Origin of the sequence: Rosistilla ulvae (assembly GCF_007741475.1) — a bacterium.
Classification (GTDB): Bacteria; Planctomycetota; Planctomycetia; order Pirellulales; family Pirellulaceae; genus Rosistilla; species Rosistilla ulvae.
The window spans coordinates 856590-871283 of the sequence record NZ_CP036261.1; the positions used below are offsets into that span (position 1 = coordinate 856590).

Sequence of the window (14694 nt, forward strand, 5' to 3'; positions counted from 1 at the left end):
CGGACCCTCCCAGCATTTCAAAAACGCCTCAAAAGGTCACTAAATTGTTACGTTCGCACACATGCGGCCAGCTTCGGTCGCAGGATATTGACACTGAAGTCACACTTTGCGGTTGGGTTGAAAGCACGCGGGACCACGGCGGAGCTGTCTTTATCGATCTCCGCGATCGCTACGGAATCACCCAGGTGGTTGTTGGCCCCGAGTGCGGTCAGGAAGCTGTCGACGCCGCCGGTCGGTTGGCGAATGAATCGGTGATCAAGGTCGTCGGGACCGTCGCGGCGCGATTGGAAGGGAAGCACAACGATAAGCTGGCGACCGGCGATATCGAGCTGCGGACCAAGGATTTGGAACTGCTGAACAGCTGCCAGCAGGCTCCTTTTGTTCCGTCGCAGCAAGATCTGCCGGGCGAAGATCTGCGACTGAAGCATCGTTATTTGGATCTCCGTCGGACCAAGATGCTCGACACGATGGTCCTTCGCAGCCGGATCATCAAGCTGATGCGCGACTATTTCGCCGATCGCGACTTCATCGACGTCGAAACGCCGATCCTGGGCCGCAGCACTCCCGAGGGAGCTCGCGATTACCTGGTTCCCAGCCGCGTTCATCCCGGCGAATTCTACGCCCTGCCCCAATCGCCTCAACTGTACAAGCAGATCTTGATGGTCGCCGGTTTCGACCGCTACGTGCAGGTCGCCAAATGTTTCCGCGACGAAGATCTTCGCGCCGATCGCCAGCCCGAGTTCACGCAGCTGGACCTCGAGATGTCGTTTGTCGACATGGACGATGTGATCGGGATGATCGATGGTCTGGTCGGCGTGGTCGCCAAGGATGTGTTGGGAATCGACGCGCCCGCCAAGTTGCCACGGATGACGTGGGACGAAGCGATGACCAAATACGGAACCGACGCTCCCGACCTGCGGTTTGGGATGGAGATCGTCGACATCAGCGATATCGCAGCGAATGTGGAGTTCCGCGTCTTCCGCGGTGCCGTCGACGCTGGAGGCAAGGTCCGCGGCATGAACGCCAAGGGTGCCGCGTCGAAATACTCGCGTCGCCAGATCGATGAACTGACCGAATACGTCAAGCAGGACTTTGGAGCCAAGGGCTTGGCTTGGTTCCGCGTCGAAGAGGATGGATCGCTCTGGTCGCCGATCAGCAAGAATCTGGAAGCGGAGCAATTGCAGGCGATCGGCCAACGATTTGAAGCGGAACCGGGCGACCTGCTGCTCTTCCTTGCCGATTCGTGGGAAGTGACCTGCCGCGGTTTGGCCGGTTTGCGAAAGCGATTGGGTGCGGAACTGAAGCTGTACGATCCCGAAGCGATGAGCTTTTCGTGGGTGATCGAATTCCCGATGTTCGAACACGATGCCGAAGAGGACCGTTGGGTCGCGATGCATCATCCGTTCACCGCGCCGCGGACCGCCGATCTGCCGATGCTGAAAGAGGATCCGGCCGCTTGCCGAGCGATCGCTTACGATCTGATCATCAACGGCAGCGAAGCGGGCGGCGGAACGATCCGGATCCACGATTCGGGGATCCAGCAACAGGTCTTCGATCTGCTGGGGATTTCGCCTGAACTGGCGAAGGAGCGATTTGGGTTCCTGTTGGACGCGCTGCGACTGGGAGCGCCACCGCACGGCGGGATCGCGTTGGGAATCGATCGCTGGGTGATGTTGTTCGCCAATCTGGACAGCATCCGCGACTGCATCGCGTTCCCGAAAACGCAGAAGGCGTCCGATATGATGACCGAAGCGCCAAGCGAAGTCGACAAGAAGCAGCTGGAAGAGCTGTACTTGCGAACGACTCCACCAGCCAGCAAGCAGCAAGCTTAAGGCTGCCGCGCTAGTATCGTCGTGGATCTTGCCGATGCGGTTGAGCACCCATAAATATCCCGTCAGGGATTTGAGCAATTAGCCGCAGGTAAGCGTAGCGCCACCTGCGGTTGCGGTGTCCTTCGCGTCGTTGACCGCCGTAGGCGGTCGCAGAAGCTCATGCGATGTGTGCTGCGACCGCCTGCGGGGTCGATAGTTCGATTCTTGCTTCCTACCGGTGGTCTTCGCTATCGCTCGACCACCGGCTAATGGCTGGCACACCTTTGGCGTGGCTAGTGCCTATGAGAAAGCAGCAGCTTGCCAAGGATTCCCTGCGACGGCTCTACGGTTGGTCGCGACGGGCCACGAGTACGGTTTGCTGCTTGAACCGTTCATATTCCGCCCGAGCGATCGCGGCGAGATCGCTCGGCAGTTCGCCGATCGCGCGGCGGTAATAATAATCGGCTGCCTTGAGGTGGCCTTCTTGCACGCATCGCCGGGCGTCGCGGACCAGCTGTTTCGCTGCCTCGACCGGATCGATCGGCTTCGGCGGGACAACCTTGGCCGCTTCTTTGGCCTTCTGTTGACGCAGGAACTCCGCCGGTTCGGCACCTAGCAATTGGCGATCCATCTCGGCCAAGTCGATGATCTGAACGTGGGCGCTCATCGTGCCGCGAGAGATCGAGCGGCCTGTCGCTCGCGATCCCCAGCCCGAGTTGCGGCTGCTTTCGGCCGACCGACCGATGCTGCCCAGATGAGCCGATCCGCCGTCGGGAACCAAGACCGATCCCGAATACTGGAACGTGCCGAACGTCGGCAGCATGACAACCTGCGCGGAGCAGGTTTGGGCGGCGAGCATCGTCACGGCGGCTGTCAGGATCAAGATCCGCATCGATCGGCTCCATTGGTTCGCGAGGCTCAGCCCTCATCCAGGAAGATGTAAGAGGGATTCGAGAGCAGATACCACTCTTTCCAGGCCTTCACGGCAGCTTCGACCTGTTTGGGGGGCGGGTCGTCGGGCAGGCCGAAGCCTTCGAAACGGCGGCTGACAAAACGCAAGCCGTTGCGAGCTTCGCGTTGCACCGTTTTGTCGGGATCGGTCAGAGCGAAGATCAGTGTCGGCACGATGTCCATGTCGCTGCTCTGGCCCAACATCCGAGCGGCAGCGCGGCGGGTCTTGTAGGGGCCGCCTTTGACCATGCGTTTGAGCCGCTTCAATTGGTCGGCTCGCTCCTGCGGATCTTTCGACAGGATCAACGAATCGTAGATCGCCTTGTCGTCGACATCGTCGCCACCCTGTTCGAGCAAATCGAGCATTCCGCCAACGCTGCCCGCCTTAGGAGCATCGATCAACTGGCCCCCCTTGGACTGCATCCCCTTGGTGCTTTTGGGAAGCCCGTACCCGCCCTGCATCGTTCCCGTGCTCAGCTGACCAATTGCCTTCTTGGTGCTGCGAATCAGGAACAGGATTGCGAAGGCCGTGTTTTCACTTTCGGAAAGGTGGGGGGACATGCCTGCCTTGCGAGCAGCCACTCCTCCAAACGCCCCGTTGGGGTCTTGGTGGCGTTTTAAGTCTTCGACCCCCTGGTTGTACCAGGCTGGCTCGTTTTCGTACTCGCCGCGCGAGTTCTCGACGAAGCTCATGAAGCGTTCGTGAGCGTAGAGCGCGTAGTAGTAGAACCCCAGTGAGTTGGGGAAGTTGGAGAACTTGAAGGCTGTTTTGTTGTAGAAATTCATCGCCCGCCCAACGGCCGTTTCGATCATTGGGTTCTTCAGTTGCGATGTTTTTACCGCAGCGGCCGCCTGCTCGGACTTCTCGTCATGGATTGTTAATGCGGGGGGCAAGCCACTGTCGTCATCGGTTTTCTGCTTGCGACGCGCCCTGTCTTTGTAGAAGTCAAAAAAATCGCCTGCAATCAACAGGCTGCCAGCGCATGCGGAGGTCAGTGACATCCGCGTTCGTTCCTGCCGGACCAAGCCGCGGTTGCCGATGATTCCAAAATAGCCCCACATCCCCGATGGATCTTGCGTTTGCAGCAGGTAGATCGCCAGCCGTTCCATGACTTCAGGGGGGACTTTGAAGCCTGCCTTCCGCAGCGACCACATCGACAGGACTGCATATTGGTTCTGTGAATTGTCCCCTTCGGGACCATTGGGGTACCCGAAACCGCCGTGTGGCTTTTGCAACCCCAAGTAGTAGCGGGACATCCGCTCAATCGCTGATCGGTGCTTAATCGGGTCGACATCGATCAACAGCAGCATTGCGAACGCGCCAGCGTACGACATGTAGTGGTCGACCGATTTCGCTTTCGTTTGTTTTTCGATGTACGCCACCGCGGCTGCCACCCCCTCACGGACCAGCGGGTCGTCGGGATCGTGATTCACCTTGTAGATTGCATAGGCCTTCAACATTTTGGCACCTTCGGGGTGGTGCCCATGGTCCTTCTCTTTTGAACGCAGGAATGCGATTCCGCGATCGATCATGCGGACCACGTCTGGATGTTCAGGCGAATATGCAGACGCTTCCTGCAGGTTTATCGTTACCGATGCGACCAGTATGACGACCAGATTGAAAGCCCAAGGGTTCCAAACCATTCGTTTCAGAGTGGGTAACAGCATTGACGTCAAACCGAAATGAGATTTCTGCAGCAGGTACATAGAAGATTGTTTAGTATAGCATTCCAGGCTTGCTGGAGGCAAAAGGGCAGGGAGTTGACGCACCCGTGAACCGCCATTTGCTCGTTACTCCCCCAGATTCTCAGTTCCAATATGCCCGCAGCGAAAAAGGTTTGTTTTTTAGGTCTCAATGCCTATCCGGCGATTCAAGGAAGGTCGGGAACAACGGTCGGGGGGCTCGAGTCGGGCATGTGGACGATTGCCAGGACGCTGGCTTCCACTAGCGACGACCTCGCGATCTCCATCCTTGTGAGCGAATCGCGACGACCAGCCAACGCGGTCGTGGATCATGTGGAACTGCACACCATCCTGGACCCGCTGAAGAACACCCGGCTTCAGGTGTCGCAGAGTCTGAATCTGCAAGCTCTCAAGCAGGCTCGCTTCCGGTCCTTGTTGCGATTGGCGTGGCAGGTTCCATTGCTCGCTGTCACGCGTCCGTTTCGAGATCGTCGCCCGATTGTAAGCCGCATTGCGGAACACATACGCCGTATCGATCCAGCTATCTGCTTAGTGTTTGGCACGGGCAACGACCAACTGGCTTGCATTCGCGCAGCAAATGAAGTCGGCGCCAAATCGATCGCGTGCATCGTTTCCAACGCGGACGCTCCCTCCTCCCCAGACGACATGCAAGTTTCAACACGCAACGAATACGGGGAGACCGTTCAGGCTCGTCAGGAGACGCTACGCCTGGCGTCGGCAATCATCTGTCAGACCCAGTGCCAGCGGGATCAGGTGCGCAAGACGTTGAATCTGGAAGCCCATGTCATCAAGGGAGGGATCAGGATCGATCGATGGACCCCGTCGAAGCCACGTGTTCATCCGGAGGGTCCTGTCTTGTGGATTGGCCGGTACGATACTTGGCACAAGCGGCCTTGGTTATGCTTGGAAATTGCGAAACGATGCCCCGATCTGCAGTTTGAAATGATCCTCAATCCAGGGAGCGTGCTTGTTGAACAAGAGCTTCGCGAGGCGGTGCCCGACAACGTAAAGATCCTTGATTTTGTGCCCTACGCCGAAATGCCCAAACGCTACCACAACGCCTTGGCGTACTTATCAACAGGTGCAGCCGAATTTGAAGGCTTTCCAAATGTGATCCTCGAGGCCTCTGCAGCGGGTACGCCCGTTGTTTCACTCGAAGATTTCGACGGCTATCTGGCGGCGTCCGGAGCCGGGTGGGGGACCGACAACGACCTCGACCTTGCCGCCCAGCGGCTTCGTGAACTCAAAGAGAATGCCGCGACCTGGCAGCGATGCTCCGAGGCGGCCCAACGCTGGGTGCGTTCAGAGCATTCGATCCGCATCAATTGTGAACGCTACAAAGCCCGGATCGATCAACTTTTAGATCGAAGTTCGTAAGAGATTGCGAAAACGGAAACGAGGTTTCCCGAGCGGCTAAGACTTGTCGCCGAGGCAGTAAAGTCGTTCCTGACGACCGTTGTCACCCTCGACGCCCACACGCATGTAGATCTGGCCCTCATCGATCGCGGGAGAGGCGAAGCAATCGGTGCCTAGGTGGTTCTTCGCAACCTCTTTGAACTCATCGTGGTTGGCTTCAAAAACAATCGTGTCACCAACAACATTGGTCACATAGATCAGCCCGTTGCAGGTCCAAGGGGACGCGCTGAAGTTTTTCCCCAGTCGCTTCCTCCAGCACTCCTCTCCATTGGACGCGTTCCAACAATACGCAATTCCGTTGTCCGTGACCGCGTACAGGTAGCCTTCGACATACAGCAGTGAGGGTTCGTAGACCTTCACCTGATTCGTCCATATCGTTGTCCCCACGCGATCTAAACAGATCGTCTCGTTCCCGGGAACGCCCCCTGATGCAAACGTGTAATCGCCACCACAAATCATCGTCCCGCAGGTAACGTCACACTCGGAATGGGCGACCCAATTGATCTTCCCCGTCTCGGGATCGTAGCTCGTGATTCCCTCTCCTCCGCTGATCAGCAGCTGAGCCTCCCGGTCCTCACCGAAGTAGCAAACATTGGCTGACGAATAGGTGTTGTGGGCACCGCGGTCGGTACGCCAAACAACTTCGCCCGAAGCACCGTCGATCGCTACGATGTTTCCGCCGCCGTTGTTGTCCGTTGGGCAGATGACGAGTGACTTGTAGAGCACGGGTGAGGCGCCAAAGCCATTTCTGGATTGAAACTTGCTCACGTCGGTTTGCCAAAGCAATGCACCATCAAGCCCCAACGCCGAGAGAACAACCTTCGCATCGTTCAAGAACACTGCGAAAATTTGCTTGCCGTTGCAGGCCAACGTTGAATTTGCCTGGCTGCTTTTTAGATGCAACTGGCTCTCGTCGACAAAGTTCCCCTCGTGGATGACGCGTCTCCACAGTTCACGACCATCGGACCGATCCAGCGCGATCACGAGTTGCTGTTCCTGTTCCTCGATCGCCGTCGGCAACACCACCATGTTGTCAACGAGAATGGGAGAGGCATGACCAAGGCCAGGCAAGTCCTTCGCCCAGACAACATTCTCGTCTTCTCCCCATGAGGTTGGCAAAGGCTGATCGGGAGCGTGTCCCTCCATGCCTGGTCCTCGGAACATCCCCCAAGCGGCCGTGTGCTGAAGCTCCACCACTGGAAGGTCGCTAATTTCAGGCAATTCGGAAACGGTTTTTTCTGGGGCGCGTTTGCATCCCCCCTGACTCGCGGCCAGCAGAGTCAGGGCAATCAAGAAAGCAACCCGAACGTTCGTCATCTCCACTCTCCATGCCACAACTCCCCAAAGTGAGAGACGTGGTATTATACGCTTCGGAACGCCTCAATCGGCAACCGTCGGAGCTTCGATCGTCGTTCTCGCTCCGTCTATCCTATCGAATCAATCGACCGCAAAACAGCAGCACCATGCACTGGCTACACAACAAACGTCTTCGGATAGGGCTCGCGGTCTCGGCGCTCATTGGGCTCGCGGTCGTGCCGGTTTTGATTTGGAAGCGTTTCGCCGAGCCGACCATGCCGGATCCCGGCATCGATACCACGATGCGCGAGCCCTTGCAGGCGATCGCAGGGCTCGATATCGCGGCGGGGATGGCCGCTACGTTGTTTGCATCCGAACCTCAGTGTATCAATCCTGCCAGTATCGACATCGACCACCGGGGCCGCGTTTGGGTGTGCGAGATCGCCAATTACCGCCAGCATCACGAAGATGCCCGTCCACAAGGCGATCGAATCGTCATTATCGAGGACACCGATGCGGACGGGGTTGCTGACAAACACAGCGTCTTCTACCAAGGTCCGGATATCAACTCACCCCATGGAGTCTGCGTCTTAGGGGAGCACGTATTTGTGTCCGCTGGAGACAAGATCATTCGATTTACCGACTCCGATGGCGATGACAAACCAGATGAGAAACAGACCTTGTTTTCTGGCATTTCTGGAGTCCAACACGACCACGGAATTCACGCGGTTTCGTTTGGTCCGGACGGCAAGCTTTACTTCAACTTTGGAAACGAGGGCCGGCAAATCAAGGATAAGGAGGGCAAGCCGATCGTGGACTTAGCCGGAAATCTTGTTTCGGCCGAACATCTTCCTTATCAAGAAGGGATGCTGTTTCGATGCGATCTCGATGGCAGTCATTTTGAAACGCTCGGATGGAATTTGCGCAACAGCTGGATGGTGGCCGTCGATTCTTTTGGCTCGATGTGGCTGTCCGATAACGACGACGGCGACGCTTCGGTGCGTCTTAATTATGTTCTGGAATTCGGTAACTATGGCTTCCGGGATGAAATGACCGGGGCCGGTTGGCATACGGAAAGGACGGGGATGAGCGATGAGAAACCGCGTCAACACTGGCACTTAGACGACCCTGGTGTGGTCCCCAGCCTCCTGCACACCGGAGGCGGCGCCCCGGCGGGGATTACGTGTTATGAGGGAGAGCTTCTGCCGCAATTGTTGGGCAATCTGATTCATACCGATGCGGGGGTGAATGTTTGCCGAGCCTACGATGTCGAGCCGAATCTGGCGGGGTTCCGTTGTCAGGGCCAAGACTTGTTGTTGGGGGCGCGAGACCCATGGTTTCGCCCCACCGATGCCAAGGTGGCTCCCGACGGATCGATTTTGGTCGCCGATTGGTACGATCCAGGAGTCGGCGGTCACATGATGGCTGACACCCAACGGGGGCGTTTGTTTCGGATCACGCCCGCCGACCACGATGGAAGCTATCGTATCCCTTCATTGCAGCTAGACGATGTTCCCGCAGCGGTGGTCGCCCTGACGAATCCCAATGCCGCGACTCGCTATCGGGCCTGGAAAGCGTTGCAAAGCTTTGGGGCTTCCGCTGTGGAGCCCCTTTGGGAACTCGCCCAATCCGATAATCCCATCCATCGTGCCCGGGCCATTTGGTATCTGGGGAATCTGCCCGACCAGGCCGATAAGGTTCTGGCTCACGCGGCACAGGACCCCGACCCCAGAATTCGCATCGTAAGCATCCGGCTAGCGCGTCAGTTGCATCGAGACGTTTGTGATGCGTTGCCGTCGTTGTTCCGCGACCCTTCGCCGCAAGTGCGTCGCGAGCTCGCGATCGCCTTGCGTGAAAGCGAATCCTCCGCTGCGGCAACCCGTTGGGCCGAGCTGGCCCAGCAATATGATGGAGAGGATCGTTGGTATCTGGAAGCGTTGGGAATTGGATCGGATCCAAAGGCGGACGCTTGCTTCGAAGCGTGGTTGGCCGCGGTGGGGACGGACTGGAACAACCAGTCGGGGCGAAACATTGTTTGGCGTTCGCGAGCCCGCAAGGCCTGTAGCCTGCTGGCTGAAATCTTGAATTCGCCACAGCTTCCGCGCTCGGAACATGCTCGCTTTCTGCGTGCGTTCGACTTTCATTCTGGAATTGCGAAACAACTCGCGCTGCGAAGTCTGGTGGATCAGGGCTACGACGTCCATCCAGAAGAGGTCTTTGCCAGGCTCAATGCCCGCGACGCTTCCACTTCCGCCGTGGCGACGGACGCTTTGCTGCTTTTTGTGCGATCCAACGTTTACACATCCCAATCGCTCGATCTGATTGAACGGTACGCAATCATCGATGTCGCGGATGAACTTGCAACGCGTCTGCTGGACGATGCAAGCGGCACCTTAAGTGTCCGTGCGGCCGAGGTGCTTTTCAAATTGAACGCGGCACAGCCGCTGGTTGATGCGATGGAATCGTCCGAACCGGAACGTGCCGCCAAAGCGATCCATTTGGTCAGCTTGACTGCTGGCAAGCAAGCGGTCTCGCTCCTGATGCCGCTCGCGTTGCAGGCCACTTTGCCAATGGAGCTACGCATTGCGGCAGCGGACGGCTTGGCGGCGCGCACCGACGGACAAGCGGCTTTGTTAAAACACCTTCAGTCGAATGAACTGCCGGCCCCGATCCAAGTTTCAATCCGCGATGGGTTGTTGGCGTCTCCGGTGAAATCGATCGCAGACGCTGCTGCGGAAAGGTTGGCATCGCCGGAGTCCGTTGAAGCGGTGGCGATGCCTTTGGTGGATCAACTGATTAACGAACGAGGGGACGCGGCTGCGGGCGCTATCGTCTTTCGTGATGCTGGAAACTGCGCCAGCTGTCATCGGCACAACGGAATGGGAAAAGAAATTGGTCCCGATTTGACCGACATTGGAAAGCGACTTTCCCCTTCGGCACTCTACTCCGCTATCCTGACGCCTAACGCGGCAATCAGTCACGGCTTTGAGACGCACACGTTGTTGTCGTCCGACGGCCAGATTGTGTCGGGGGTGCTGATCAGCCAAACCGAGGATGCTGTCACCATTCGAACGGCACAAGGGATCGATCGGACGATCCGTCGCGACGAGGTGGATGAACTGCAAAAGCAACCTCAATCGATCATGCCCGCCAACTTGCATCTGAAACTCACTCGCGAACAGCTAATTGATCTGGCCGAGTACTTGATGGCTTCACCCACGAAAGCTCAGCCGCCCGAATGAGTCCCGTCCCTTCTTTAAAAATGAATCGCCGATTGGCAGCCTGGGCGAATCGCTTCCAGCTCGATCGGTCTTTGCTGTGGGTCCTCGCGGCCCGCATCTGGCAGGTTGTATCGGGGCCGCTGACGATTTGTTTGATCGGGATTTATATGTCGCTCGACGAACAGGGCGTCTATTACGGAATCTTCAGTTTTCTGACGATTCAGGCATTCTTCGAACTTGGCCTGTTGAGCGTGCTGATTACGTTTGCTGGACACGAGGCCACGTCGCTGAACGTTCATGCTCCTCCCGCCTTTGAAAGCGAAGCTTGGCAACGCGCGGCAATGCGGATGGCGGAACTGTTGCGGTCATCGCGACGGTGGTTTGCCGCAGCCGGTGTGGTCTATGGCGTCGTGGCGCTGGTGATGGGGTGGCGTGTGTTGAGCGATTTGGAGTTCACCAATCCGGTCGCCTGGCAGTGGCCCTTGTTGCTGGTGCTCCCCTGTGCCGCGTTGACGGTCGTTTGGTCCCCCAATGTCGCAATCCTGGAAGGGATCGGGCTGCGCGAAACGGTCTATCGGATCCGCTTGCTGCAGGCGTTCTCGGGCAGTTTGGTCGTCTGGGGCTGCTTGACGATGGGGCTGGGGATTTGGAGTGTTGTCGCCGCAACGGCAACGCAAACCCTGTGGACGGGGTACTTGGTTGCCGTGTATGGACGACCGGTATTCCGGCCGATCTTGGCTCAGGTGGGCCAATCTGCCGAGTTTTCGTGGCGGAAAGACGTTGTTCCCTTTCAGTGGAAGGTCGCCGTCAATGGCGTGCTTTATTACGTCACCACTCAATGTTTTGTGCTGATCATCCTGTGGTTCAGCAAGGACAGCGCTGAAGCGGGACGATTGGGGATGACGTTAACCGCGACCGCAGCAATCCAGATGCTTGCGATGGCCTGGGTGCAAGCCAAGTACCCGGTTGCCGCAAGTTTGCACGGGGCTGGCAAACGGGAGCAAGCGGGGACGATGTGGCAGCAGATTGCGATCAGTTCCTCCGCCTTGCTGGTGTTGGCTTTCATCGCGTTGACCCTATTGGTCATGCTGCTGCCCTGGTTAGATCCCCGTTTCGAGAACCGCTTTGTGTCGCCTGAGATCGTCGCGATCTTAGGGCTGGGGTGCCTGGCAAACCATCTGTCAGCGATTCAATCGTTTTACATCTTGTCGCGTCGCTTTCCGCCATTGATGATCATGATCCCGGCAATGATCATTGCGGCTTCATCGATTTGGCTGGCGGGTTACTTCTATTCGACGTGGGGCATCGCTTGTGCCTACGCGGCTTCGTTCTGGTTGGTTTTACTTCCGCTGCAAACCTGGGGTTATCTGAAGCTTCGGAAGTGTTGAGCCAATCGTTCCATCGGCGCATAAAAAAAGAGAGACCCCGGCCACAAATGACTTTCGCCGCACGCGGCGCTTGCCATTTATTGAGTCTCTCCTGAACGCTTTTTTATGCTCGTTTAAAATTTGGTCAATAGTGATCGCGAAAAAATTTACTGCCGCCGCTGCGCGTTCGACTCGCGCGATCGCAACCCTTTCGCTGTTGCGACTGCAGGGTGGTTGTGATTGTTTGTTCCGCCGCAACGTGCGGCGGTTGTGGCGCGTCGCTCGAGAACCGCGATTCGGTGTTGATGCCAGTGTCGCGCTGCGGCCTCTTGCGGTCGCTCGCTTCGACTTGCCAACAATCACTCTTGGCGTGCCCGATTCGAGAGAGAATCTTCACGAATTGTGGCGATCTTTTTGCGATCGCGCTTGCCATTTTTAGGCCCTGCTGCGCACGATAGGTAAATGGAAAACGCAAGTAAAAACGATGGTTTGGGCTGCCATTACCACTTCATTACCGGCCGCCTTGCCGAACACTCGTTGAGACAGGTTGTTGAATCTGTTGCGGCTCGCGTTGGATTCGAATATTCGATCGGTGTGATGCCGATCACTGTGGCTGCACTGATTACGCCAAAATGGCTTGCTCGACATTTGGATGTACCGGCGCAAGCGACCGCGGTGATCCTGCCCGGCTATTGCGTTCGTGGGCTGGCGGAGATCGATGCGATGTTGGATGTGCCCGTCCAATGCGGGCCAAAAGACCTCAGCGATCTGCCAAATTTTTTTTCGCTTTCTAATAAAAAAAGATCGCTAAACGACTTCGATATCGAAATTGTGGCGGAAATTAATCACGCTCCAAGTCGTCAAATCGACGAGCTTTTGGCGCTCGCAAGTGGCTATGCCGCATGCGGCGCCGACATCATCGACTTGGGATGCAATCCCGAACAGCGATGGGATGGAATCAAACGAGTCGTGCCGATGTTGCGCGATCTCGGCTTGCGCGTCTCGATCGATACGCTCGATCCGATCGAAGCGGCCGATGCGTGCGCCGCCGGTGCCGAATTGGTCCTTTCGGTCAATCGCAGTAACCGCGAGATGGCAGTCGATTGGGGAACCGAGGTGGTCGTGATTCCCGACACTCCCGATGCGATCGAAACGATGGACGAAACGGCTGAATATCTGACGCAGCGGAACGTGCCGATCCGGTTGGATCCGATCTTGGAACCGATCGGATTTGGGTTTGCCGCAAGTCTGAATCGCTATATCGAAACACGGCGGCGGCATCCCGACGCGGCGATGATGATGGGGATCGGAAATCTAAGCGAACTGACCGACGTCGACTCCGCCGGCGTTAACTTTCTGCTGCTGGGGATCTGTCAGGAACTGGGCATTCAAAGCGTGTTGACGACTCAGGTGATAAATTGGGCTCGCAGCAGCGTTGCCGAATGTGATCTGGCTCGGCGGATGGTCTATGCGGCGTGCAAAGAGCGGATTCCGCCAAAGAACCTTAGCGATGCGTTGGTAATGTTGCGCGATCCGCGTTTAAACGAACTGCCCGCCGGACATACCGAGCAATTGGCCGATCAGATCAAAGACAACAACTTCCGGTTGTTCGCTCAGACGGACGAGATCAGGCTGGTCTCTCGCGATCTGCACCTGGTCGGCGACGATCCGTTTGAAATCTTTGAAGCTCTGTTGGCAACCGAGCAGGGTGAAAAGGTCGACGCTTCGCATGCCTTCTACCTTGGCTTTGAGATGTGCAAGGCGCTGACGGCGATCACGCTGGGGAAACGTTACGAGCAGGATGAGTCGCTGCGTTGGGGACATCTGACGCGCGACGAAAAGCATCACCGACTCAGTGGCAAGCGTCGTCAAAAAAAGTCAGCTGACTGAATCCCGCTGCGATCCGTTTGCGGGACGACTTGCGCTTGCTCGACTGTGCGTTTTCGGGCGCACTCGGCTGCGAAATGGAATCGAGCGATCGATCGGTTGTCGATAAGTCGTCATCGGCATCGCTGGCCGCAACTATCCCTTCGCAAGGATCTTCGACTTTCATCGGATCGGTCGCCAGATAGCGATCGGCGCACGAGACGGGGAACTCGCTGCCCAACAGATCGCGATGGGTTTGCAATGCGACGTCGGGCGCGTTGTTTTCGTCCGACAGATGCGCCAGGCAGGCCCACTGCAATCGCGAGCTGTCGGCGCGTTGCAGCAGCCTAGCCGCTTCGAGATTCGAAATGTGTCCGCCGGAGCCGCTGATCCGTTCCTGCAGCGCCGGCGGGTAGGGACCCTGGGCGAGCATGTCGGGATCGTAATTGCTTTCGATCAGGACCGCGTCCAGCGAGGCGACTGCGGCTTCGAGCCCATCGAAGACGTGTCCCAGATCGGTCAAGATCCCGAATCGGCGACGCGAGTTATCGATGATGAAGACGACGCCGTCGACACCGTCGTGTGGCGTCGAGAGTGTTTCGACCGAGACCTGGCCGAACCACAGCGTCTGTCCCGCATCGAAATGGCGGACGTCGGAGACACGCCCCAAGCGTTTGCGGCGATCGACGATCGTGTGCGTCGCAGGCGTGCAATAGATCGGCAGGCCAAATTTGCGGTGGTAGACGCCCATGCAACTTGTGTGGTCGCTGTGATCGTGGGAGATGATCAAGGCATCGACGTCGTGGATGTCTTTGCCGTGTTGAGCCAGTCGCTCTTGAGCTTGGCGACCGCTGATCCCTGCATCGAACAGCAACCGCACTCCGTCGGTTTCGACGTACACGCAATTGCCACTGCTTCCCGATTGCAACGTGATGACTTCCATGGCCGCCAGTATAACGGTCGCGCGGCGTGTGGATACCTGGTCGGGAGCCCCAACCGACGCGCCGGCTGTGTCATCAAATCGTCGCCGGTCTGCTAACGCAGCGTTAACACTAAAATTTA

At 57.4% G+C, this 14694-nt stretch carries 9 protein-coding genes; 5 read left to right on the forward strand and 4 right to left on the reverse strand.

The features are described from left to right. Positions 1–44 precede the first annotated feature (44 nt). The gene (gene aspS / locus EC9_RS03170; protein ID WP_145342299.1) at positions 45–1832 is read left to right on the forward strand and encodes an aspartate--tRNA ligase; all 1788 of its coding nucleotides are present in this window, start codon (positions 45–47) and stop codon (positions 1830–1832) included. A gap of 322 nt (positions 1833–2154) precedes the next feature. On the opposite strand, the gene EC9_RS03175 is transcribed toward aspS, so the two are convergent. Next, the gene (locus EC9_RS03175; protein WP_145342301.1) at positions 2155–2703 is read right to left on the reverse strand and encodes a hypothetical protein; all 549 of its coding nucleotides are present in this window, start codon (positions 2701–2703) and stop codon (positions 2155–2157) included. 26 nt (positions 2704–2729) lie between these two features. Then, positions 2730–4430 (reverse strand): HEAT repeat domain-containing protein, encoded by a 1701-nt coding sequence (locus tag EC9_RS03180; protein WP_145342302.1) that lies wholly within the window; start codon positions 4428–4430, stop codon positions 2730–2732. 150 nt (positions 4431–4580) lie between these two features. Between EC9_RS03180 and EC9_RS03185 the strand changes: the two genes are divergently transcribed. Further along, a complete protein-coding gene (locus tag EC9_RS03185; RefSeq protein ID WP_145342303.1) occupies positions 4581–5843 on the forward strand; it encodes a glycosyltransferase family 4 protein in 1263 nt (420 codons plus the stop codon). A gap of 36 nt (positions 5844–5879) precedes the next feature. Here EC9_RS03185 and EC9_RS03190 read toward each other — a convergent pair whose 3' ends face one another. Next, complete coding sequence (locus EC9_RS03190; protein ID WP_145342304.1) at positions 5880–7199, reverse strand: outer membrane protein assembly factor BamB family protein; 1320 nt, start codon at positions 7197–7199, stop codon at positions 5880–5882. 281 nt (positions 7200–7480) lie between these two features. On the opposite strand from EC9_RS03190, the gene EC9_RS03195 reads away from it, so the two are divergent. The 3 genes from EC9_RS03195 (at position 7481) to EC9_RS03210 (ending at position 13656) form a co-directional block, all read left to right on the forward strand. Beyond that, entirely contained in the window at positions 7481–10420 is a 2940-nt protein-coding gene (locus EC9_RS03195; RefSeq protein WP_218934557.1) for a PVC-type heme-binding CxxCH protein, read from the forward strand. A 20-nt stretch (positions 10421–10440) separates the two neighbouring features. Continuing rightward, positions 10441–11787, forward strand: coding sequence for a lipopolysaccharide biosynthesis protein (locus EC9_RS03200; protein ID WP_145342306.1), 1347 nt, complete (start codon positions 10441–10443; stop codon positions 11785–11787). A 441-nt stretch (positions 11788–12228) separates the two neighbouring features. Continuing rightward, positions 12229–13656 (forward strand): DUF6513 domain-containing protein, encoded by a 1428-nt coding sequence (locus tag EC9_RS03210; protein WP_145342308.1) that lies wholly within the window; start codon positions 12229–12231, stop codon positions 13654–13656. Here the strand turns inward: EC9_RS03210 and EC9_RS03215 are convergent. Next, on the reverse strand, positions 13619–14575 hold the full coding sequence (locus tag EC9_RS03215; RefSeq protein WP_145342309.1) for an MBL fold metallo-hydrolase: 957 nt from the start codon (positions 14573–14575) through the stop codon (positions 13619–13621). The genes EC9_RS03210 and EC9_RS03215 overlap by 38 nt on opposite strands. Between the last annotated feature and the right edge of the window lie 119 nt (positions 14576–14694).

What these genes read in the sequence shown, in the direction of transcription:
- EC9_RS03175 (WP_145342301.1), bottom strand. Translation starts at nt 2,703, where the DNA reads ATGCGGATCTTGATCCTGACAGCCGCCGTGACGATGCTCGCCGCCCAA.
- EC9_RS03180 (WP_145342302.1), bottom strand. Translation starts at nt 4,430, where the DNA reads ATGCTGTTACCCACTCTGAAACGAATGGTTTGGAACCCTTGGGCTTTC.
- EC9_RS03185 (WP_145342303.1), top strand. Translation starts at nt 4,581, where the DNA reads ATGCCCGCAGCGAAAAAGGTTTGTTTTTTAGGTCTCAATGCCTATCCG.
- EC9_RS03190 (WP_145342304.1), bottom strand. Translation starts at nt 7,199, where the DNA reads ATGACGAACGTTCGGGTTGCTTTCTTGATTGCCCTGACTCTGCTGGCC.
- EC9_RS03195 (WP_218934557.1), top strand. Translation starts at nt 7,481, where the DNA reads ATGCGCGAGCCCTTGCAGGCGATCGCAGGGCTCGATATCGCGGCGGGG.
- EC9_RS03200 (WP_145342306.1), top strand. Translation starts at nt 10,441, where the DNA reads ATGAATCGCCGATTGGCAGCCTGGGCGAATCGCTTCCAGCTCGATCGG.
- EC9_RS03210 (WP_145342308.1), top strand. Translation starts at nt 12,229, where the DNA reads ATGGAAAACGCAAGTAAAAACGATGGTTTGGGCTGCCATTACCACTTC.
- EC9_RS03215 (WP_145342309.1), bottom strand. Translation starts at nt 14,575, where the DNA reads ATGGAAGTCATCACGTTGCAATCGGGAAGCAGTGGCAATTGCGTGTAC.